19 protein-coding genes are annotated in these 19,331 nt (G+C 71.7%); 9 read left to right on the top strand and 10 right to left on the bottom strand.

Annotated elements, in window-relative coordinates; all coding sequences use genetic code 11:
- Positions 1-173 precede the first annotated feature (173 nt).
- The 7 genes from ACNNMR_RS26360 to ACNNMR_RS26330 form a co-directional block, all read right to left on the bottom strand.
- Positions 174-1,655, bottom strand: a complete 1,482-nt coding sequence (locus tag ACNNMR_RS26360) for a purine-cytosine permease family protein (protein ID WP_419997157.1) — start codon at positions 1,653-1,655, stop codon at positions 174-176.
- 66 nt (positions 1,656-1,721) lie between these two features.
- The gene (locus tag ACNNMR_RS26355; RefSeq protein WP_419997156.1) at positions 1,722-2,762 is read right to left on the bottom strand and encodes a 2-hydroxyacid dehydrogenase; all 1,041 of its coding nucleotides are present in this window, start codon (positions 2,760-2,762) and stop codon (positions 1,722-1,724) included.
- A gap of 41 nt (positions 2,763-2,803) precedes the next feature.
- Complete coding sequence (locus ACNNMR_RS26350) at positions 2,804-3,451, bottom strand: histidine phosphatase family protein (protein WP_419997155.1); 648 nt, start codon at positions 3,449-3,451, stop codon at positions 2,804-2,806.
- A complete protein-coding gene (locus ACNNMR_RS26345) occupies positions 3,448-4,929 on the bottom strand; it encodes an FGGY-family carbohydrate kinase (protein ID WP_419997154.1) in 1,482 nt (493 codons plus the stop codon). The genes ACNNMR_RS26350 and ACNNMR_RS26345 overlap by 4 nt, the downstream gene beginning before the upstream one ends.
- Entirely contained in the window at positions 4,926-6,434 is a 1,509-nt protein-coding gene (locus ACNNMR_RS26340; protein ID WP_419997153.1) for an FGGY family carbohydrate kinase, read from the bottom strand. The genes ACNNMR_RS26345 and ACNNMR_RS26340 overlap by 4 nt, the downstream gene beginning before the upstream one ends.
- 191 nt (positions 6,435-6,625) lie before the next feature.
- The gene (locus tag ACNNMR_RS26335; protein ID WP_419997152.1) at positions 6,626-7,075 is read right to left on the bottom strand and encodes an SRPBCC family protein; all 450 of its coding nucleotides are present in this window, start codon (positions 7,073-7,075) and stop codon (positions 6,626-6,628) included.
- Complete coding sequence (locus ACNNMR_RS26330; RefSeq protein ID WP_419997151.1) at positions 7,072-7,416, bottom strand: ArsR/SmtB family transcription factor; 345 nt, start codon at positions 7,414-7,416, stop codon at positions 7,072-7,074. Before ACNNMR_RS26330 ends, ACNNMR_RS26335 begins: the two co-directional genes overlap by 4 nt.
- Positions 7,417-7,539: 123 nt before the next feature.
- On the opposite strand from ACNNMR_RS26330, the gene ACNNMR_RS26325 reads away from it, so the two are divergent.
- The 4 genes from ACNNMR_RS26325 to ACNNMR_RS26310 all read left to right on the top strand — a co-directional run bounded on the left by ACNNMR_RS26325 (position 7,540) and on the right by ACNNMR_RS26310 (position 11,608).
- The gene (locus ACNNMR_RS26325; protein WP_419997150.1) at positions 7,540-9,102 is read left to right on the top strand and encodes an MFS transporter; all 1,563 of its coding nucleotides are present in this window, start codon (positions 7,540-7,542) and stop codon (positions 9,100-9,102) included.
- A gap of 101 nt (positions 9,103-9,203) precedes the next feature.
- Positions 9,204-9,992, top strand: a complete 789-nt coding sequence (locus tag ACNNMR_RS26320) for a class I SAM-dependent methyltransferase (protein ID WP_419997149.1) — start codon at positions 9,204-9,206, stop codon at positions 9,990-9,992.
- Between the two features lie 22 nt (positions 9,993-10,014).
- On the top strand, positions 10,015-10,842 hold the full coding sequence (locus tag ACNNMR_RS26315; RefSeq protein ID WP_419997148.1) for a class I SAM-dependent methyltransferase: 828 nt from the start codon (positions 10,015-10,017) through the stop codon (positions 10,840-10,842).
- Complete coding sequence (locus tag ACNNMR_RS26310) at positions 10,802-11,608, top strand: DeoR/GlpR family DNA-binding transcription regulator (RefSeq protein ID WP_419997147.1); 807 nt, start codon at positions 10,802-10,804, stop codon at positions 11,606-11,608. Before ACNNMR_RS26315 ends, ACNNMR_RS26310 begins: the two co-directional genes overlap by 41 nt.
- A gap of 93 nt (positions 11,609-11,701) precedes the next feature.
- Here the strand turns inward: ACNNMR_RS26310 and ACNNMR_RS26305 are convergent, their stop codons facing one another.
- Entirely contained in the window at positions 11,702-12,541 is an 840-nt protein-coding gene (locus tag ACNNMR_RS26305) for a S1 family peptidase (RefSeq protein ID WP_419997146.1), read from the bottom strand.
- A gap of 279 nt (positions 12,542-12,820) precedes the next feature.
- Between ACNNMR_RS26305 and ACNNMR_RS26300 the strand changes: the two genes are divergently transcribed.
- The gene (locus ACNNMR_RS26300; RefSeq protein ID WP_419997145.1) at positions 12,821-13,525 is read left to right on the top strand and encodes a hypothetical protein; all 705 of its coding nucleotides are present in this window, start codon (positions 12,821-12,823) and stop codon (positions 13,523-13,525) included.
- On the opposite strand, the gene ACNNMR_RS26295 is transcribed toward ACNNMR_RS26300, so the two are convergent.
- On the bottom strand, positions 13,464-14,561 hold the full coding sequence (locus ACNNMR_RS26295) for an AI-2E family transporter (RefSeq protein WP_419997144.1): 1,098 nt from the start codon (positions 14,559-14,561) through the stop codon (positions 13,464-13,466). The two genes, ACNNMR_RS26300 and ACNNMR_RS26295, sit on opposite strands and share 62 nt — an antisense overlap.
- A 172-nt stretch (positions 14,562-14,733) precedes the next feature.
- On the opposite strand from ACNNMR_RS26295, the gene ACNNMR_RS26290 reads away from it, so the two are divergent.
- Positions 14,734-15,135: a hypothetical protein gene (locus ACNNMR_RS26290; RefSeq protein WP_419997143.1), complete on the top strand. Its 402-nt coding sequence runs from the start codon at positions 14,734-14,736 to the stop codon at positions 15,133-15,135.
- Positions 15,132-16,943, top strand: coding sequence for an alkyl/aryl-sulfatase (locus tag ACNNMR_RS26285; protein ID WP_419997142.1), 1,812 nt, complete (start codon positions 15,132-15,134; stop codon positions 16,941-16,943). The genes ACNNMR_RS26290 and ACNNMR_RS26285 overlap by 4 nt, the downstream gene beginning before the upstream one ends.
- Before the next feature lie 4 nt (positions 16,944-16,947).
- On the opposite strand, the gene ACNNMR_RS26280 is transcribed toward ACNNMR_RS26285, so the two are convergent.
- Complete coding sequence (locus tag ACNNMR_RS26280; RefSeq protein ID WP_419997141.1) at positions 16,948-17,886, bottom strand: AraC family transcriptional regulator; 939 nt, start codon at positions 17,884-17,886, stop codon at positions 16,948-16,950.
- A gap of 89 nt (positions 17,887-17,975) precedes the next feature.
- Here ACNNMR_RS26280 and ACNNMR_RS26275 point away from each other — a divergent pair, with 89 nt between their 5' ends.
- Together ACNNMR_RS26275 and ACNNMR_RS26270 are read left to right on the top strand one after the other, a co-directional pair.
- Positions 17,976-18,815: an NAD(P)H-binding protein gene (locus tag ACNNMR_RS26275; RefSeq protein WP_419997140.1), complete on the top strand. Its 840-nt coding sequence runs from the start codon at positions 17,976-17,978 to the stop codon at positions 18,813-18,815.
- On the top strand, positions 18,815-19,330 hold the full coding sequence (locus ACNNMR_RS26270) for a DUF1772 domain-containing protein (protein WP_419997139.1): 516 nt from the start codon (positions 18,815-18,817) through the stop codon (positions 19,328-19,330). The genes ACNNMR_RS26275 and ACNNMR_RS26270 overlap by 1 nt, the downstream gene beginning before the upstream one ends.
- Position 19,331: the final 1 nt, after the last annotated feature.

Below are 19,331 nucleotides of genomic sequence, written 5' to 3'. Positions count from 1 at the left end.
ACCTTCCTGATGTGATTCCGGTATCCGAAATCTGTCTTCCGAGGAGGGGTGACGGGGACGCTACGGGCTTACATGGGTGGGGGTCAATAGTTTTGGTATCCCAAAGGGGTGTGGCGTGGGATACGGAAACGCCCCACCGGCGGGCGCCGGTGGGGCGTGAGGGCTTGCTCGCCTCAGACCTGGGCGGGCTCCCGGTCCGCGAGGGCGCCTGCGGGCGCCTCCGGCTCGTTCTCGCGCGGCGTCGGCAGTACGGCGAAGACCACCGCGGCGACCACGATCGTGCAGGCCCAGCCGAGCCCGTGCTCGCCCAGCCAGGTGGTCGCGAGCGGGCCCGTGAACCAGCTGACCTTCGTCAGCGCGAGGCCCACCGCGAGCGCCACGGCCCACGCCGTGAGCGCCTGCCAGCAGAAGCCGCCCTTGTACCAGTACCGGCTGCTCGGGCTGATGTTCAGCAGACTGTCGCCGTCGTAGCGGACGGGCTTCTTGCGGCGGCGCAGCATGTCGATCCCGTACACGCCGATCCAGGCCGAGAACGAGACCGCGAGGAGGGTCAGGAAGGTGATGAACTGCCCGACGAAGTCCTTCGCCACCAGCATCATGAACAGGCCGCCGACCAGGCTGATCGCAGCATTGATGCTCACCGCCAGCGCGCGCGGCAGCTTCACGCCCATGGTCTGCGCGGTGAAGCCGGCCGAGTACATCGACAGGCTGTTGATCATCACCATGCCGAGCAGGGCGGTGAGGAGGTACGGGATCGCCAGCCACATCGGCAGGGTGTCGCCGAGGAAGGACATCGGGTCGGTGTTCTGGTTGGCCAGCTCGGGGTGCGAGACGGCCATGACGCCGCCCATGACCACCATGGGGACGAGGACCAGGGCGGCGCCGCCGATGGTCGTGCCCACGATGCGGCCGCCGCGGGCGGAGTGCGGCAGGTAGCGGGCGAAGTCCGGGCCGGTGGGGACCCAGCTGATGCCGCCGGCGGCGATGGTGCCGATGCCGGCGACCATGAGGGCCGCGCTGCCCGGGCTCTGCGAGAAGATCTTGCTCCAGTCCATCTCGGCGATGAGGTAGGCGAGGACGAGGAGGCTGAAGGCGCTGAAGACGTAGGTGGCGTACTTGTTGCAGATGTTCAGCCACTTCCGGCCGAGGCCGGAGAGCAGGTACGTGGCGGCGACGAAGGCCAGCAGCGTGATCACGATCAGCACGTTGTTGGACTCGATGTCGAAGAGCAGCTTCAGCACGGTCAGTACGGCGTAGGCGCCGCTGACCGCGTTGATCGTCTCCCAGCCGAAGCGGGCGACCCACAGGATCATGCCGGGGAAGTAGTTGCCGCGGACGCCGAAGGCCGCCCTGGAGAGCATCGCGCCGGGCGCGCCGCCCCACTTGCCGGAGACCGACAGCACGCCGACCATCCCGTACGAGACGACGGACGCGATCGCGGCGACGGCCAGGACCTGCCAGAAGTTCAGCCCGTTCGCGATCACCAGGGAGGCGCCCATGGTCAGCAGCAGGACGCTGATGTTGGCGGCGACCCAGGTCGGGAAGAGCTCGCGGACGCGGCCGCGGCGCTCGCGATCCGGGACGGGTTCGATCCCGCGGCTTTCTACGGTCTCCTCCGCGGGAGCCTCGTTCGCGGGGGCGGCTGCTTTGGTCATGGCAAAAACTCTACGCGCGTTGCGTCAGCGCTGACCATGGTGTTCTGGACCACACATTTTGTTGAACTACGAAACGAGAGCCTCCGGGTTCGCGCAGTGCGCCAGCGGCTCGCCGCGCAGGAAACGGCCCACCTCACCTGCGACGATGCGCGCCGCCTTGTGGGCCACCTCGCGGCTGCCGCCGGCGATGTGCGGGGTGAGGACCACGCCGGGGGTGGCGAGGAGGGGGGAGTCCGCGGCGGGGGGCTCCTCGTCGAAGACGTCGAAGCCGGCGGCACGGAGGTGGCCGGTGGCGAGGGCCTCCTGCGCGGCGGCGTAATCCATGAGGGAGCCGCGGGCGCAGTTGACGAGGACGGAGCCCTTCGGCATGAGCGCCAGCTCCTTGCGGCCGATCATGCCGCGGGTTTCATCGGTGACGCGGGCGTGGAGGGAGACGATCCGGGAGCGGGACAGCAGCTCGTCCAGCGACACCTGCTCAGCACCTGCTGAGGCGAGGGCGGCCGGGTCGGCGTACGGGTCGTGGACGAGGATCGTCGCGCCCATGGCCGCCAGGACCTTTGCCACGCGGCTGCCCACGGCTCCGTATCCGACGAGGCCGACGGTCGAGCCCTCGATCTCGATGCCGCAGCGGTCGTAGTCGAAGTAGTCGCCGCGCCAGATGCCGCGCTTGAGGTCGGTGTGGACGTCGGCCACGCCGCGGGCGGCGGCGAGGATCAGCGCGAGGGTGTGTTCGGCGGTGGCGGTGGCGTTGCGGCCGGGGGCGTAGGTGACGGCTACGCCGTGGCGGGTGGCGGCTTCGAGGTTGGCGTTGACCGGGCCGCCGCGGCTGATGCAGAAGAGCTCGAGGTCGGGGCAGTTCTCGAGGATGCGCTCGGTGAGCGGGGCGAGGTGGGTGACGCCGATGCGGGCGCCCTGGAGGGCTTCGATCATCTGATCCTCGGTGCCGGACGCCTCGTTGACCTCGGCGACCGGGCCGAAGGGGGTGTGGGGCCAGGGGAGCTGCAGTTCGCGGACGTCGACTTCGTCGCCGGTGGCTCGGACCACCTCCTCCGTGAACAGGCGCGGGAGGACGAAGTGGTCGCCGGCGGCGAGGATGCGGGTGGGCATGGCGGGGTCCTTCGGGGTGGCGGGGGCGGGCGGCGTGGCGGTCATCGCGGGGTGAGGACGGGTGGCGTGCAGGGGGCGTTCAGGGTGAGCAGGGCGGCTGCCCGGCCGCTGCGGTCCGTGCGGTCTGCGCGGAGGCGCAGCTCCGTGCGGGCGCCGTTGTGGAGTTCGGGGAAGACGCGGCGGTACGAGTCCAGGGGGATGGCCAGCAGGCGGCAGAGGACCAGCCTGATCAGCGTGGAGTGGGCGACCACCAGGATCCGGCCGTCGGGCAGCTCCCTCGCGAGGTCGGTCAGTGCGGCGGCGCCCCGGGTGGCGGCTGTGGCCGGGTCTTCGCCGCCGGGGAGGTGGTTCGCCACCGGGTCGTCGAGGAAGGCGGTCAGCTGCTCGGGGAAGGTCTTGCTCATCTCCGCGCGGGTGAGGCCGTCGCCGCGGCCGAAGTCCACCTCCAGCAGGCGCTCCTCGATACGCGGCCGCAGTCCGAGGGCGCGGGCCGCCGGCTCCGCGGTGAGCCGGGCGCGGGACAGCGGTGAGCTCACCACCGCGTCGATCGCCTCGGTGCCCGCCCAGTGGGCGAGGTCTGCTGCCTGGGCGTGGCCGCGGTCGGTGAGGGCGACGTCGGTGCGGCCGGCGTAGCGGTTCTCCGCGTGCCAGATGGTTTCGCCGTGGCGGACCAGGATGAAGTCGGTCACTGCTGGGCCTTTCGCCGGGCGTGGCCGGCCACGTCTGTGGCCAGCCAGCCCCGGTGGTTCAGCTCGTCCACGAGCGCCAGGTACGCGGGGACGAAGCGGGTGGTGCGGGTGGGATCGGGGGTCAGCTCCTGGCGGATGCGTACGCGCGCGGCGGCCGCCTCCTCCAACTGGGTGCCGTCATGCGTCGCGGCCAGGACCGCCATGCCTACGGCCGCCTCCGCCGAGGCCGGGAGCCGCACCGGGCGGCCCAGGACGTCGGCGCGGAGCTGGTTCCAGTACGCGTTGCGGGCGCCGCCGCCCGTGAGGGTGAGGGGGCCGTTCACCGGGGCGCCCAGGTGGTCCAGGTAGTCGAAGCAGAGGCGTTCCAGGCAGGCGACGCCCAGGAGGTGGGCGTGGAAGCGCTCCGCCTCTCCGGCGGGATCGCCGAGCATGAAGGGCTCGGCCGTCGGGGCGCGGAAAGGGAAGCGCTCGCCGCCCGTGCCGACGAGGGGGTAGGCGAGGGCGTCGTGGTTCGTACGGACGCGCGCCGCCGCCTCCGTCAGCGCCACCAGGTCCGCGTCCGGGAACTCCCTGCTGATCACCCCCGCCCCGCTGCTCGACGCGCCCCCCGGCAGCCACCTGCCGCCCGGGCCGCGGTGGCAGTACACGACGCCTGCCGGGTCCCGTACGAGATGCGGGCTCGCGCCCTTCAGCACCAGCGTCGTGCCGAGGACCGAGTTCCAGGCGCCGGGGGTCAGCGCGCCCGCGCCGATCTGCGCGGCGCAGCCGTCCGTCATGCCCGCGACGATCGCCACGCCCTCGGGGACGCCGGTGATACGGGCCGCCTCGGCGCCCACCGTCCCGAGCACCGTGCCGGGGCGTACCACCTCCGGCAGCAGCGTCCCGGGGACGTCCAGCGCCTCGAACTCCTTCTCCGGCCAGCGCTCCTCGATCAGGTCGTAGCCCGTCTTGAGCGCATGGCTGGCGTCCGTCGGCAGCTGGTGGCCCGCCAGCCGCCAGGTGATCAGATCGACCTGATGCAGCAGCCTCGCGCCCTGTGTGCGGGCGGCCGAGGCGTGCTCCAGCAGCCACAGCAGCTTGGGCAGGGCCCAGGATGGCTGCATGCTGCGGTAGCCGAGCCGTTCGAAGACCTCGGCCGCCGCTTCGTTGGCGCGGGTGGCCTCGGTGGCGGCGCGGCCGTCGTCGTACATCAGGCCCGGAGTGAGCGGGGTGCCCCGCGCGTCCGCCAGCAGGATCGTGCCCGACGTGCCGTCCAGGGCGAGCGCGGTCACCTCCCTCGGGCCCAGGACGGTGAGCGCCTCGCGGCAGGCCTCGGCCAGGGCGGTCCACCACTGGTCCGGGTCCTGCTCGTGCCGGCGGCCGTCGCGGCGGCTGTGCAGCGGCCTGGATGCGGCCGCGAGGACGGCGCCTTGGGCGTCGACGGCGACGGCGCGGGCGCTCTGGGTGCCCAGGTCGAGGCCGAGGGTTACGGGGGTCATCGGTCCTTCTCGTGCGTGGTCGGGTACGGCTGCCAGCCGGCCCCGCGGGCCAGCTCGCGCCAGGTCAGGAAGGAGTCATAGCGCTCGGAGTACAGCGCCGTCCGGGCCGGATCCGGGTCCCAGCGGCCGCCCATCCGCACATACCTGTCCGCCGCCCGGTGCATGCTCGACTCGGCGCCGGTGAGGACCAGGCCCGTCAGGTACGCGCCCTTCACGCCCAGTTCGGTGTCCGTCGAGCGGGACGTCGGGATGCCGGTGGCGTCCGCGATCAGCCGGCACCATGCGTCGCTGTTGGCGCCGCCGCCGCAGAGCCGGAGTTCGTCGATCTCGGTGCGGGCGGCGGTCAGTGAGTCGCGCAGGGCGAGGGAGAGGCCCTCCAGTACGGAGCGGGCGATGTCGGCTCTGGTGTGTTCCAGCGACAGGCCCCAGAAGGTGCCGCGGGCGCGCGGGTCGAGGAAGGGTGCGCGCTCCCCCGCGGGCGAGAGGTACGGCAGGAAGGCGAGGCCGCGGGCCCCCGGCTCCGCCTCCATCGCCAGCGCGACCAACTCCTGCGCGCCTCGCAGGCCCAGGGTGTCCGCGGTCCAGCCCAGCACCTCCGTACCGGACAGGGTGGGAAAGGCGCGCAGGACGCGCTCCCGGCCCCGGTAGGCGATGTTGATGCCGCTCGGCTCGCCGCTCGTGTCGACCGCCGTGCGGACCACCTCGACGCACAGGGTGGTGCCCAGGATGGCGCAGGCCTGGCCGGGGTTGACCACGCCGATGCCGCGGGCGGTGGCGGCGATGTCGTACGGGGCCATGACCACCGGGAGCCCGGCCGGGACGCCCAGCCGCTCGGCCGCCTCAGCCGTGATCTCGGCCGTGCGCTGTGCGTCGCCGACCACGCGGGGCAGCAGGCGGCGGGCCGGCTCCAGGCCGAAGAGGGCGATGATGCCCTCGTCGTAGTCGCCCGTGGCGTGGTCGATGAAGGGGGCGGAGGCGTCCGACTCGTCTATCACCGCCTGGCCGGTCAGGCGCAGGAAGAGCCAGCCCGCGGCGGTCAGCGCCGCGCTGGAGCGGGCCAGGCGCTGCGGGTCGTGGCGGGCGAACCAGGTCAGGATCGCGTTCGGCAGCCCGGCGAAGGTCAGCGAGCCATTGCGGCGGAAGGCGTCCTGCAGCAGGCCGCCCCGCTCCCACTCCCCCACGACATCGGCTGCCCGGCCGTCGGACCACAGCACGGCCGGGCCCGTCGGGCGGCCCGCGGAGTCGACGAGCCAGCAGCCGTCGCCCTGCGCGGTGAAGGTGATCAGCCACACCGGCGCCGCGCCCTTCGTACGGAGCTCGGCCACCGCCTCGCGGACGGTGCGCGCGACCGCGTCCCACACGTCGTCCATGTCCTGCTCGGCCCAGCCCGGGTGCGGCCGGTGGACCTGGGTGGCGACACGGGCCACGGCGATCTCGCGGCCCTGGTCGTCGTAGACCACGGACTTGATCATCGAGGTGCCGACGTCGATGGAGAGTACGGACATGGGGCGATCGAACTCCGGGCGGGAGGGTCCGGTCAACGATCCCGCGGCATCTCTCGCGCGGCGGGTGGGGTGCGATGTGAAGACATCTCACCCTGGCTGTCCATCCTGCGCCCTGAACTCCGCATTCGCCCCTGACCTGGGGAGAGCAGGAAGCCAAACGTGTGAAGTGGACGTTAACTTCACACCGCGTATTACGGCAGCTCCGCCAGCGCCGCCTCCAGCGCCGGGAACACCCGCGACGTCCAGCCGCCGCCCATGATCTGCCGCGCCCGCTGCGCCATCTCGTCGTCCGGGTCGAAGCCGCTCTGGGAGAGGAAGAGCCGCGTGCCGTGGCCCTCCGGCTCCAGCCGCCAGCTGATCGTGAAGTCCGCCGGGCTGCCCTCGGGGGCGGCGTCCTGCCAGCGGACCGTGATGCTCTTCTCCGGCTCGTAGCCGAGGACTTCGGCGTCGATCGTGCCGGAGAAGCCCGTGCCCGGCATCGGCATCGCCTGCATGCGATAGCGGTGGCCGATCTCCAGGCGGAAGTCGCCGGGCATCATCCAGCGGGCGATCAGCTCGGGTTCGGTGAGGGCGCGCCAGACCTTGGCGGGCGGGTGCGGGAAGAACTGGTCTACGTGCAGCTCGGTGGTGTCGGTGGTCATCGTTCCTCTTCTGGTACGTCATCGGGGAGGGTGTCCAGGACGTCGCCCAGCGCGCGCAGCTTGCCGCGCCAGAAGCGCTCGTACGGGCCGAGCCAGTCCTGGATGTCCTGCAACGGCTCGGCGCGCAGCTGGTATATGCGCTGCCTGCCGGACCGCTCCTCGCTCACCAGACCGGCCTCGCGGAGCACCCTGAGCTGCTCGGAGAAGCTGGGCCTGCGCATGTCGAAGCGGTCGGCGAGCCGCTGCACGGGCTGCGGCCCGCCGTCGCGCAGCAGCCGCAGCACCTCGCGGCGCACGGGGCTGGCGAGGGCGGCGAAGACGCGGTCGGTGTCCTGGGCCATGGCCCGTACGATACGTAGGAAATTTCCTACGCGTCAAGCGCGGTCAATCCGGTCAATCCCGGTCAGGGCCGCCGGCGGCGCTAGTCTTCGAGCGTCCGTGGACAACTCCGAACGGAGGCCGTCATGGCGACTCCCGCCGACGCCGCAGCCGCAGCCCCCGGCAGCCTGCGGCTCTCCGAGGCGCCCGGCCGGTGGGTGCTCGCGGCCGTGGTCATCGGCTCCGGGATGACCTTCCTGGACTCCACCGTCGTCAATGTGGCGCTGCCCGCGATCGGCGACGATTTCGACGCCTCGCTCGGCGCCCTGCAGTGGACGGTGAACGGCTACACCCTCACCCTCGCCGCGCTCATCCTGCTCGGCGGCTCGCTCGGCGACCGGTACGGGCGGCGGCGGTTGTTCGTCATCGGCACGGTGTGGTTCGCGGCGGCGTCGCTGCTGTGCGGTCTGGCGCCGAACACCGGCGCGCTGATCGCCGCCCGCGCCCTGCAGGGCATCGGCGGCGCGCTGCTCACGCCCGGCTCGCTCGCCCTCATCCAGGCGTCCTTCGCGCCCGAGGACCGGGCCCGCGCCATCGGCGTCTGGTCCGGGCTCGGCGGCATCGCCGGGGCGCTCGGGCCGCTGCTCGGCGGCTGGCTGGTGGAGGCGGTGAGCTGGCGGTGGGTGTTCTTCATCAATGTGCCGATGGCGGCGGCGGTGCTGCTGATCGCGGCCCGGCATGTGCCCGAGAGCCGGGGCGACGGCCAGGACGGGCGCTTCGACCTGGCCGGCGCGCTGCTCGGCGCGCTCGCCCTCGCCGGCCTCACATACTCCCTGATCGCGGCGTCCGAATCCGGTACGGGCCCGGCGGTGGTGGCGGTGAGCGCGGTGGTGGGGGCGGCTGCGCTGGCGGCGTTTGTGATCGTGGAGCGGCGTAGTACGCATCCGATGCTGCCGCCCTCGATCTTCGCGTCCCGGCAGTTCACCGCGGCCAACATCGTGACCTTCGCCGTGTACGCGGCGATCGGCGGCGTGTTCTTCCTGCTGGTGCTGCATCTGCAGGTGACGGCGGGCTTCTCGCCGCTGGCCGCGGGGTCTGCGCTGCTGCCCGTCACCATCATCATGCTGCTGCTGTCGGAGCGGTCCGGGAAGCTGGCCGAGCGCATCGGGCCGCGGCTGCCGATGACGCTCGGCCCGGCGATCTCGGCGTGCGGGCTGCTGCTGATGCTGCGGATCGGGGAGGACGCCTCGTATCCGCTCGATGTGCTGCCCGCGGTCAGCGTCTTCGGGCTGGGCCTTGCTACGGCCGTGGCGCCGCTCACGGCTACGGTCCTGGGTGCCGCGGACGACCGGCACGCGGGCCTGGCCTCGGGCGTCAACAACGCGGTGGCGCGGGCGGCCGGCCTGCTCGCGGTGGCGGCGCTGCCGCTGGCGGCGGGGCTGTCCGGGGAGGACTACCGCAACCCGGCGGCCTTCGGCGACGGTTTCCGGGTCGCGGTGGTGATCTGCGCGGTGCTGCTCGGCGCGGGCGCCCTGCTGTCCTGGTTCACCATCAGCGATGACGTGCTCCGCACCCCGTCGGCGGAGCCCGCCCCCACCCCGCCGGCCAAGCACCACTGCGCGGTCGGCGCGCCGCCGCTGCAGTGCCGCGGACAGGACGCGGCGGAGCCGCCGCCGGGTGGGGCGGTACGGGACGTGCCGAAAGGCTGAAGCACGGGTTCCGTTTGCACCGCCGAGCAAACCATTGCGCACCCGGCAAACGGCTCGTAACCATGCGGGAATTGCCACGACCGCGGCCGGGGGGATCACGCATGGCCAAGGAATACCTCTTCGACACAGCTTCCGAGCACGGCGCCGGCCACATGGACCACATGTCGGCGATCTGCGACCCGCCCACAGTGCAGTGCCTGCAGGAGACCGGCGTCGAGGCAGGGTGGCGCTGCCTCGACCTCGGGGCCGGCGGCGGGTCCATCACCCGCTGGCTGGCCGAGCGGGTGGGCCCGCGGGGCCGGGTGGTGGCGGTGGACCTGGTGACCGAGTTCCTCGACGGACTGCCGGGCGTCGAGGTGCACCGGCACGACATCAACGACGGGCTGCCCGACGAAGGCCCGTACGACCTGATCCACGCCCGGCATCTGCTGATCCATCTGCCGCGGCGGGAAGAGGTCCTCAAGGAGCTCGTCGCCGCACTGGCGCCCGGCGGCTGGCTGGTGACGGGCGACGTGTCCGCACGCAAGAACGCGGTACTCGCCGCGCCCAGCCATGCCGACCGGGAGCTGTTCGAGCGGATGCAGTACCTCTCGCACGAGGTCGTCGCCCCGCTCGGCAACATGCGCTTCGCCTGGGCGCATGAGGCATACGGCCAGATGGCCGCCGCGGGCCTGGCCGACGTACGGGCGCGGGAGTACTCGCAGACCATGTCCGGCGGCACCCCCGGCTGCCTGCTCAGCCTCAACCTCAATCTCCAGGCCGAGGCGCCGCTGAAGCAGGCCGGCGCCACCGACGCCGAACTCCGCCGCTACCGCGAGCTGATGACGGAGCCGGGCTTCGAAGCGTGGTTCTACCAGTACGTCTGCACATCCGGCCGCAAGCCGGCCTGAGACCAGCACGGGGGATGCACACATGACGCAGGAGTACATCTACGACACCGGCAGCGAGCTGGGCACCCAGCAGGTCAACTACCTCGCCGACCTGCTGGACGGGCCGACGACCCGCTTCCTGGAGGAGACCGGGGTGGGGCCCGGGTGGCGCTGCCTGGATGTGGGGGCGGGGTTCGGGTCCATCACCCGGTGGCTGGCCGAGCGGGTGGGGTCCGAGGGGCGGACGGTGGCGGTGGATCTCGCCACGGATCACCTGGCCGCGATTCCCGGGGTCGAGGCGTACCGGCACGACATCAACGACGGGCTGCCGGATGCGGGCGACGGTCCGTACGACCTGATCCACGCCCGGCTCGTGCTGCTGCATCTGCCGCGGCGCGAGGAGATCCTGAAGATGCTGGTCGGGGCGCTGGCGCCCGGTGGCTGGCTGGTGCTCGGGGACTTCAGCGGGCGGGAGTTCACCGCACTGGAGGCGCCGTCCGAGGCCGACCGCGACCTGTGGCACCGGTTCTTCCACAGCGCGCACCACGTCGCGGCGCCGAAGGCCGGGCTCAGCACGACGTGGGCGCATGAGGCGTACGGGCAGATGGCCGCCGCGGGGCTGACCGAGCTGCATGCGGTCGAGCACTCCGAGACCAGCAGGGGCGGCACCACGGGCTGCCTGCTGTACGCCAACTACATCGCCCAGATCGGGCCGCTGCTGCGCGAGGCCGGGACGTCGGCGGAGGAGCTGGCGCGCCTCACCGAGCTGATGGCGGAGCCGCGGTTCGTGACCTGGCACTACCAGTGCGTTTTCACGCGGGGCCGTAAGAATGGCTCCCGTGGCCAAGAGAAACAGCCGGGACGCCAATAACCCGCCGGACCGGCAGCTCCGCATCCGCGAGCGGGTCGCGGCCGAGGGCTTCGTCCGTACGGCCGACCTCGCCGAGGAGCACGGCGTCAGCGTCATGACCGTGCACCGCGACCTGGACGTGCTCCAGGCGCAGGGCTGGCTGCGCAAGGTCCGCGGCGGCGCCTCCTCGCTGCCCTCGCTGCTCTTCCACGGGGACATCGGCGAGCGCATGGCGGCGATGGGCCCGGTCAAGCACCGGCTGGCCCGGGCCGCGCTGCGGCAGCTCACCCCGGGGCAGACGGTGATGCTCGACGAATCCACGACCGGCCTGGCGCTCGCCCAGCAGCTCACCGAGCGCAGCCCGCTGACCGTGATCACCAACTTCCTTCCGGTGATCAAGCTGCTGGCGGGCGAGCCCGGCATCACGCTGCTGGCGCTGGGCGGCACGTACTACCCGGCGTACGACGCCTTCCTCGGGCCGCACACCGCGGAGTCGGTGAGCTCCTTCGGCGCGGATGTGCTCTTCATGTCGACCACGGCGGTCACCGGGGACACCTGCTTCCATCAGTCGCCGGAGACGGTGCAGGTCAAGCGGGCGCTGATGGGGCGGGCGGCGCGGCGGGTGCTTTTGGTGGACCACACGAAGTTCGAGCGGCGCGGGATCTACGCCCTGGCGCCGCTGACGGACTTCGACGCGGTGCTCGTGGATGACGGGGTGCCGCCGGCGACGCTGCGGCGGATCCGGGATCTGGGGGTGCCGGTGACCGTGGTCCGTGCCCGCGGGTAAGTGGTCCGTACCCGCGCGTAATACGTCGCAGATGCGAAACCCCCGGCCGTCGCGATCGGCCGGGGGCTCGCGGAGTCGTTCAGGGTGCCGCGGTCAGAGCAGCTTCACGCCGTACGCCTCGACCGCCTCCGGAACCGGCTGGAAGAAGGTTTCGCCGCCGGAGGTGCAGTCGCCGCTGCCGCCGGACGTCAGGCCGAGGGCCTTGTCGCCTTCGTAGAGCGGGCCGCCGGAGTCGCCGGGCTCGGCGCACACGTCGGTCTGGATCAGACCGTTGACGACGTCGCCGTTGCCGTAGTTGACCGTGGCGTCGAGGGCCTTGACCGTGCCGTCGTGGGTGCCCGTGGTCGAGCCGGTGCGGGTCACCTTCTGGCCGACCGTGGCGTCGGCCGGGGTGAAGCCGCCGGTCTGCTCGACGTCGCCGGTGACCTCGACGAGGGAGTAGTCATTGTCCGGGAAGCTGGAGTCGGTGGTGGGGCCGAGCTTCTGCGAGCCGCCCTGGTCGGCGGTCCACTCCGTCCCCGGCTCACCGCAGTGACCTGCGGTGATGAAGTACTTCTTGCCGTCCTTCTCGGCGTTGAAGCCGAGGGAGCAGCGCGACCCGCCGCCGTAGATGGCGTCGCCGGCCGCGACGTACTTGCGGAAGGTGCCTTCGGTGCGGTTGATCTCGACGGCCTCGCCGAAGTCGGCGGTGGCCTTCTTGATCTTTGCGAGCTCCTTGCCCGTCACCGACTTGTCGACGGTGACCAGAAGCTTGCCTTGCTTGGTCTTGCCCCAGGCGGTACCGCCTATGTCCGCGGCCTTGACCGCAGACCCGGCCTCAGCTGCCTTTTGGGCAACGCTGGGTGCTGCCTGTGCGTTCGGCAGCACGAAGATGGCGGCTGCCGCCAAAGCGGATGCGATGGCAATGTGGGGGGTTACTTGCTTGAGCCTCAACTCAGGGCCTCCTCAGGCTCTTTGACGCTCGGGAAACGCCGCGCCTATGGGGGGCAACGCCGTGTCCCTGACAAGGCACCGAGTATTGCCGTCAAGCAAATGGCACACAAGGGCGCCTGGCGAAAAGTCTTGTGTTGATTGGGTAGTTGAGGCGAATATTCCGCTTACCGGCAGGGGTAACCGCTTGCTCAATCCGGCGCGTAATCGCCGCGTCTCGCCGCGTCACCCGAATGGCCCATGCCGATGGCCGACCCGCCCCCGGGGTCGGAGCCTGGGGAGATGAGTGAACCTGCCGAAGAGGGCGCCAAGGAGAGTGGCAGCCCTCTTGAGGGCTGGCCGGAGCTGCTGCTGACGGCGATCATCGCGCTGGCGGCGGTCGGCACGGCCTGGGCGGGGTTCCAGAGCGCCAAGTGGAGCGGCGTGCAGGCGAATTCGTACGCCGAGGCCGGGGCGGCCCGTACCGAATCCACCCGCAAGTCCACGCAGGCGGGCCAGCAGACCACGGTGGACGTCGTCACCTTCACCGACTGGCTGGCCGCGGTGCAGGACGATGTCCGCGCCGACCCGTCGAAGATGCCGAAGGGCAACTACCGGCCCGATACCAAGGTGCTGTCCGGGATCCTCTTCAACCGGTTCCGCGACGAGTTCAAGCCGGCGGTACGGGCCTGGCTGGACACCAAGCCGCTGCTCACCAAGAACGCCCCGCCCACCCCGTTCGCCATGCCCGAGTACAAGCTCGCCGCCGGGACCGAGGCGGACCGGCTCCTGAAGGAGGCCGAGCAGAAGTCGGCGACCGCGCGGCAGGCGAACCAGCGCTCCGACAACTACGTCCTCACCGCCGTGCTGCTGGCGCTGGTGCTTTTCTTCGCCGCGCTCACCGGCCGGGCCCGCAAGGGGACCAGCCGCCTGGTGCTCTACGGGCTCACGGTGGTGGCGCTGCTGGTCGCGGTGATCCTCCTGGCGTCGTTCCCCGTGGAGATCTGACCCCGCCGGCCGCGCGCAGCTCCGCGAGTACGGCGAACGCGGCCGCGGCGAGCGGCACCGACAGCAGCGTGCCGAGCAGGCCGCCGAGGGTGGCGCCTGCCGTGATCGCCAGCATGACAAGGGCGGGATGCATCGCGACGGCGCGGCTCTGGACCGTCGGCTGGAGCACGCTGCCCTCGATGACCTGCACGGCGAGCACCACGCCGAGGGCGGCAAGGGCCTTGCCGAGCCCGCCGTCGGCGAAGGCGACCAGCACGGCGACCGTGCCCGTCAGGAAGGCGCCGACGTACGGCACGTACGCCCCGATGAACACCAAGGCGCCCAGCGCCAGCGCATTCGGCACCCCCAGCAACAGGAGCCCCACGGCGATGAAGGCCGCGTCGATGGCGGCGATGACCGTGGTGCCGCGCATGAAGGCGCCGATCGCCCCGTACGCCTGCCGGGCCATCCGTACGACGAGGTCGCCGTGCCGGTCGGGCGCGAGGGTCCGCACCGCGGCCACCCCGCGGCCGCGGTCGCGGAGCATGAAGAAGGCGAGGGTGAGGGTGAGCACCGCGCCGGCCACGAGCTGCGCGGCGAGGCCGAGGCCTGACAGCACCCCCTTGGCGACCGCGCCCTTCGCGTGCTTGCCCAGGTCGCTGAGGCCGTCCGCGGCGCCGTGCACCACCGTGGCCACGGGCCCGTCGCCCTTGACCCGCGCCGCCGCCTGCCCGAGCGCGTCGGCGATGTCCCCGGAGGCGTCGGACAGCAGCGTCACCAGCACCCACACCGCGCCGCCCACGACGACGACCAGCACCGCCGAGGTCAGCCCGGCGGCGGCCGCGGCCGGCAGGCCGAACCTGAGCAGCAGCCGGTCGAACGGTTCGAGCAGCGCCGTGACCAGCAGGGCGAGCAGCACCGGCACGACGACGGCGTGCAGCACCACGCCCAGCGCGATGACCAGCGCCGCCACGCCGCCGACCAGCAGCACGACCGCGCTCCACGCGGCCGCCGAGCGGGCTCCCGGGGGCAGCGGAAGGGGCGGTGGCTGGGGCATGGCGGGCTGGTCCCTTCTGATGCGATTCGCCCCGAACAGTAACGGAAAGGGGCGGCCGCACCGGGGACGTCACCATCACCCGCATGGCCTACCTAAATGGCCGCCATCACCCGCCGATCCGACCCTGGTGCAAGCGGCCGGATACGCCGGCCGCTTCGGAGAGGAAACCCTCATGAAGCGTCCCCTCACCACCGGTGCCGTCTGCCTCGCCACGACCCTGCTGCTGTCCGGCTGGACCTACGCCGACGCCAAGGACGACCTGTGCGACAGCATGTCCGAGCTCCGCAAGGACAGCACCGCGCTGTCGGACCTCGACACGTACTCCAGCAAGTCGGACGCCAGGGACGCCTACGACGACGTGCAGGACGACTGGGAGGACGTCAGGGACGACCTCGGCGAGCTTGACGGCAACGCGCGCGAGAGCCTGGAGAAGGCCGCCGACGACCTCCGGAAGGCCTACGACGACCTCCCCGACGGCGCCTCCGTCCGCGAGATAATCAGCGCCCTGCGGCCCGAGGCGCAGCGCCTCGGCCAGGAGCTCCGGGACGCCGCCTCCGACCTCAAGTGCTCGTGACGGCTGCCGACCTGACGGACCGTACGGACTTCGAGGACGCCGACCGCGGCTTCCTCGCCGGGCCGCTGGAACGGCAGATCACCACCGAGGACGGCCGCGTCGCCTGGGACTTCGACGACACCGCCTTCCTCGACGGCGACTGCCCCGACACGGTCAACCCCAGCCTGTGGCGGCAGTCCCAGCTGGTGGCCCGCGCCGGGCTCTACGAGGTCACCGAGGGCGTCTACCAGGTCCGCGGCTACGACCTGTCCAACATGTCGCTGATCGAGGGCGACCGCGGCGTCATCGTCGTGGACCCGCTGATCTCGCAGGAGAACGCGGCCGCCGCGCTGGCCCTCTACCGCTCACAGCGCGGCGACAAGCCGGTCACGGGCGTGATCATCACGCACTCGCACATCGACCACTTCGGCGGCATCCGCGGCGTGCTCTCCGACGATGAGGGCGAAGTCCCCATCCTCGCCCCCGAGCACTACCTCCAGGAGTCCGTCGCCGAGAACGTCTACGCCGGCACCGCCATGCTCCGCCGCGGCTTCTATTACGGCGGCATGAACCTCGACCGCGGCCCGACCGGCCTCGTCGGCATGGGCCTCGGCTTCACCGCCTCCACCGGCACCCCAGGCCTCCTCCCCGCCACCCTGGACATCACGCACACCGGGCAGGAGGAGACCGTGGACGGCGTCCGCCTCGTCTTCCAGCTGACGCCCGGCACCGAGGCCCCGTCGGAGATGAACTTCCTCATCCCCGGCCGGCGGGCGCTGTGCATGGCCGAGAACGCCTGCCACAACCTGCACAACATCCTGACCCTCCGCGGCGCCCTGGTCCGCGACGCCCGGGTCTGGTCGCGCTACCTCAACGAGTCCATCCAGCTCGCCGACGGCAAGGCCGACGTGGTCTTCGCCTCGCACCACTGGCCCACCTGGGGCGCCGAGCGGTGGCGCACCTTCCTCGCCGAGCAGCGCGACCTCTACGCGTACCTCCACGACCAGACGCTGCGGCTCGCCAACCAGGGCTGCACCGGACCCGAGATCGCCGAGATCGTCGAGCTCCCGCCCGGCCTCGACAAGGTCTGGCACACGCACGGCTATTACGGCTCCGTCAGCCACAACGTCAAGGCGGTCTACCAGCGTTATCTCGGCTGGTACGACGGCCACCCGGCCTCGCTCTGGGAGCACCCGCCCACCGAGACCGCCAAGCGCTACGCCGACTGCATGGGCGGCGTCGACGCCATGGTGGCCAAGGCCCGCGACTACGCCGACGCCGGCGACCTGCGCTTCGCCGCCCAGCTGCTCCGGCACGCCGTCTTCGCCGACCCCGGCAGCACCGACGCGAAGGAGCTGCAGGCGCAGGTCTTCGAGCGGCTCGCGTACGGCGCGGAGTGCGCGACCTGGCGCAACTGCTATCTCGTCGGCGCCCAGGAGCTCCGCGGCGGCGTCCAGCACACCGAGCTCGGCGCCGGCGCGATGCTCGCCGCCCTCACCGTGGAGCAGCTCTTCGACTCGGTCGCGATCCGGGTCGACGGGCCGAAGGCATGGGACCACCACCTCACCCTGGACTGGCACTTCACCGACCTGGGCGAGCGCTACCGGATGACCTTGCGCAATGGCGCGCTGACCCACGCCCGCCTCGACGGACAGCCCGCGGACCGTCCCGCGGACGTCTCCCTCACCCTCACCAAGCCGCAGCTGCTCGATCTCCTGGCGGGCAAGGGCCTGGAGGGCGCCGAGCTCACCGGCGACGCCGGTGTCGTACAAACCCTGACATCCGTCCTCGACGAACCCGACCCCGACTTCGCGATCGTCACCCCGTGAAGGGCTAGCCCACGGCCGCCAGTTGATGGTCCTTCGGGCTTACGCCATGCGCCCGCTTGAAGGCCGTGCTCAGCGCGAACGGCGTGCCGTACCCGACCTTCCTGGCCACCGAGCCCACCGTCGCCTCCGGCTCGCGCAGCAGGTCGGCCGCGAGGGCGAGGCGCCAGCCCGTCAGGTACGACATGGGCGGCTCGCCGACGAGTTCGGCGAAGCGGCGGGCGAGGGCGGCGCGGGAGACGCCGGTCTGGGCGGCCAGGTCGGCGACCGTCCAGGAGTGCGCCGGGTTGTGGTGCAGCAGCTTCAGCGCGCGGCCGACGACCGGGTCGGACTGGGCGCGGTACCAGGCGGGCGCCTCGGCCTCCGGGCGCCCGAACCAGGCCCGCAGCGCCGCCACCGTCAGCAGGTCGAGCAGCCGGTCGAGGATCAGCTCCTGGCCCGGGTCGTCCTTGGCCATCTCCTCGGACAGATACGGCAGCAGCGGGCACCGCCAGTCGTCCGCGCGCAGCACCAGCAGCCTGGGCAGCGCCTTGAGCAGCCGCGCGCCGACCTCGCCGGTGTGCTCGTACGAGCCGACGAGCATCATCGCCGCGCCGTCCGGGTTGGTGCCCCAGGTGCGCACGCCCAGGCTCATCTCCTCCTCGAGATGCCCGCCGTCCGGGGTCTCGCAGTGGCCGCCGGGGTGGATGACGGCCTGCGCCTCGACGTCCGGGGCGGAGGCGAAGACGTACGGGTCGGGGCCGCGCATGACCGCGACCTCCCCTTCGCCGACCCGCACCGGCTCCTGCCCCTCGTACACCACCCAGGATTCGCCGCGCGCCTGGGCGACGACGCTCAGCGGCGCCCGGTCCTGGATCCGGATCGACCAGGGCGGGTCGAGGACAGCGCGCATCATGAAGGCGCCCTGGGCGCGCGGGGAGTTGAGGAGGCCGGCGAGCGAGTCCATGGGCCGAGCGTAACTCGCTGAGACGCTGACGTATGCAGATGAGTCTTTGAACGATGGTTCGTCTCGGCGCGCGCCGCTTCACTTAAGGCATGACAAACAACGAGCACACCACCACCAAGAACGTCACCCTGGTCATCGGCGGCACCGGCAAGACCGGCCGCCGAGTGGCGGAGCGGCTCGCCCGGCGCGGCATGCCGGTGCGCGCGGTCTCCCGTAACAGCGAAATCCCCTTCGACTGGCACCGCCAGGAGACCTGGGGCCCGGCCCTGGAGGGCGTGCGGGCCGCGTATCTCACCTACGCACCCGATCTCGCCGATCCGGCCGCGGCCCCGGCGATACGGGCCTTCAGCAAGGCCGCGGTCGCCGCCGGAGTCGAGCGGCTGGTGCTGCTGTCCGGGCGCGGCGAGGAGGAGACACACCCCAGCGAGGAGGCAGTGCAGGCCTCGGGCGCGGAATGGACGGTCATCAGATGCAGCTGGTTCATGCAGAACTTCAGCGAGGACTTCCTGCTGGAGCCGGTGCTCGGCGGCGAGCTGGTGCTGCCGGCCGGTGAGGTGCCGGAGCCGTTCGTGGATCTGGAGGACGTCGCCGACGTGGCCGTCGCGGCGCTGGCCGAGGACGGGCATGCCGGGCGGACGTACGAGCTGAGCGGGCCGCGGCTGCTGACGCTGCACGACGCGGCGGCGGAGATCGCCGCGGTGAGCGGGCGGGACGTGCGGTACGTTCCGGTGACGCCGGAGCAGTTCGCGAAGGTGGCGGGCGAGCATCTGCCGCCGGAGATCGTGGAGCTGTTCACCGACCTGTTCGCGCGCATCCTCGACGGGCGCAACGCGCACCTGGTCGACGGCGTCCAGCAGGCCCTCGGCCGCGCGCCGCGGGACTTCACCGACTACGCCCGCGACGCGGCGTCCGAGGGAGCGTGGAAGTAATGACCGGTCTGCGCACGACGTCCCTGGTGCTGGCGCTGATCACCACCGCGCTGAGCGCCGGACTCTTCTTCGTCTGGTCGTACTCGGTGATGCCGGGCCTGAAGCGGTCCTCGGACCGGACCTTCGTCGAGTTCCTGCAGCACACCAACAAGGCGATGCTGAACGGCTGGTTCGCGCTCACCTTCGGGGGCGCGGTGGTCTTCATGCTGCTGGCAGGCGCGCTGCTCCTCGGCGCGGACAGCGGTATTCGCTCGGCGGTGCTGCCGTGGGTGATCGCCGCCCTGGTGCTGTACATCGTCCAGATGGGCATCACCTTCGGCGTCAACGTGCCGCTCAACGACGACATCGACAAGGCCGGCGCGGTCGACAAGATCGCCGACCTCGCCGCGGTCCGCGAGCACTTCGAGGCGAAGTGGGTCCGCTGGAACAACGTCCGCTCGGTCGTGTCCGTCGCCTCCTTCAGCAGCCTCACCTGGGCGCTGCTGCAGTACGGCCGGCACACCGGAAAGTCCTGAT

The organism is Streptomyces boninensis, from assembly GCF_048572725.1.
Classification (GTDB): domain Bacteria; phylum Actinomycetota; class Actinomycetes; order Streptomycetales; family Streptomycetaceae; genus Streptomyces; species Streptomyces boninensis.
This window is presented reverse-complemented; position numbering and strand designations above follow the sequence as displayed.

Coding starts and splice junctions, on each gene's coding strand:
- ACNNMR_RS26360 (WP_419997157.1), bottom strand. CDS start 1,655: ATGACCAAAGCAGCCGCCCCCGCGAACGAGGCTCCCGCGGAGGAGACC.
- ACNNMR_RS26355 (WP_419997156.1), bottom strand. CDS start 2,762: ATGCCCACCCGCATCCTCGCCGCCGGCGACCACTTCGTCCTCCCGCGC.
- ACNNMR_RS26345 (WP_419997154.1), bottom strand. CDS start 4,929: ATGACCCCCGTAACCCTCGGCCTCGACCTGGGCACCCAGAGCGCCCGC.
- ACNNMR_RS26340 (WP_419997153.1), bottom strand. CDS start 6,434: ATGTCCGTACTCTCCATCGACGTCGGCACCTCGATGATCAAGTCCGTG.
- ACNNMR_RS26335 (WP_419997152.1), bottom strand. CDS start 7,075: ATGACCACCGACACCACCGAGCTGCACGTAGACCAGTTCTTCCCGCAC.
- ACNNMR_RS26330 (WP_419997151.1), bottom strand. CDS start 7,416: ATGGCCCAGGACACCGACCGCGTCTTCGCCGCCCTCGCCAGCCCCGTG.
- ACNNMR_RS26325 (WP_419997150.1), top strand. CDS start 7,540: ATGGCGACTCCCGCCGACGCCGCAGCCGCAGCCCCCGGCAGCCTGCGG.
- ACNNMR_RS26320 (WP_419997149.1), top strand. CDS start 9,204: ATGGCCAAGGAATACCTCTTCGACACAGCTTCCGAGCACGGCGCCGGC.
- ACNNMR_RS26315 (WP_419997148.1), top strand. CDS start 10,015: ATGACGCAGGAGTACATCTACGACACCGGCAGCGAGCTGGGCACCCAG.
- ACNNMR_RS26310 (WP_419997147.1), top strand. CDS start 10,802: ATGGCTCCCGTGGCCAAGAGAAACAGCCGGGACGCCAATAACCCGCCG.
- ACNNMR_RS26300 (WP_419997145.1), top strand. CDS start 12,821: ATGAGTGAACCTGCCGAAGAGGGCGCCAAGGAGAGTGGCAGCCCTCTT.
- ACNNMR_RS26295 (WP_419997144.1), bottom strand. CDS start 14,561: ATGCCCCAGCCACCGCCCCTTCCGCTGCCCCCGGGAGCCCGCTCGGCG.
- ACNNMR_RS26290 (WP_419997143.1), top strand. CDS start 14,734: ATGAAGCGTCCCCTCACCACCGGTGCCGTCTGCCTCGCCACGACCCTG.
- ACNNMR_RS26280 (WP_419997141.1), bottom strand. CDS start 17,886: ATGGACTCGCTCGCCGGCCTCCTCAACTCCCCGCGCGCCCAGGGCGCC.
- ACNNMR_RS26275 (WP_419997140.1), top strand. CDS start 17,976: ATGACAAACAACGAGCACACCACCACCAAGAACGTCACCCTGGTCATC.
- ACNNMR_RS26270 (WP_419997139.1), top strand. CDS start 18,815: ATGACCGGTCTGCGCACGACGTCCCTGGTGCTGGCGCTGATCACCACC.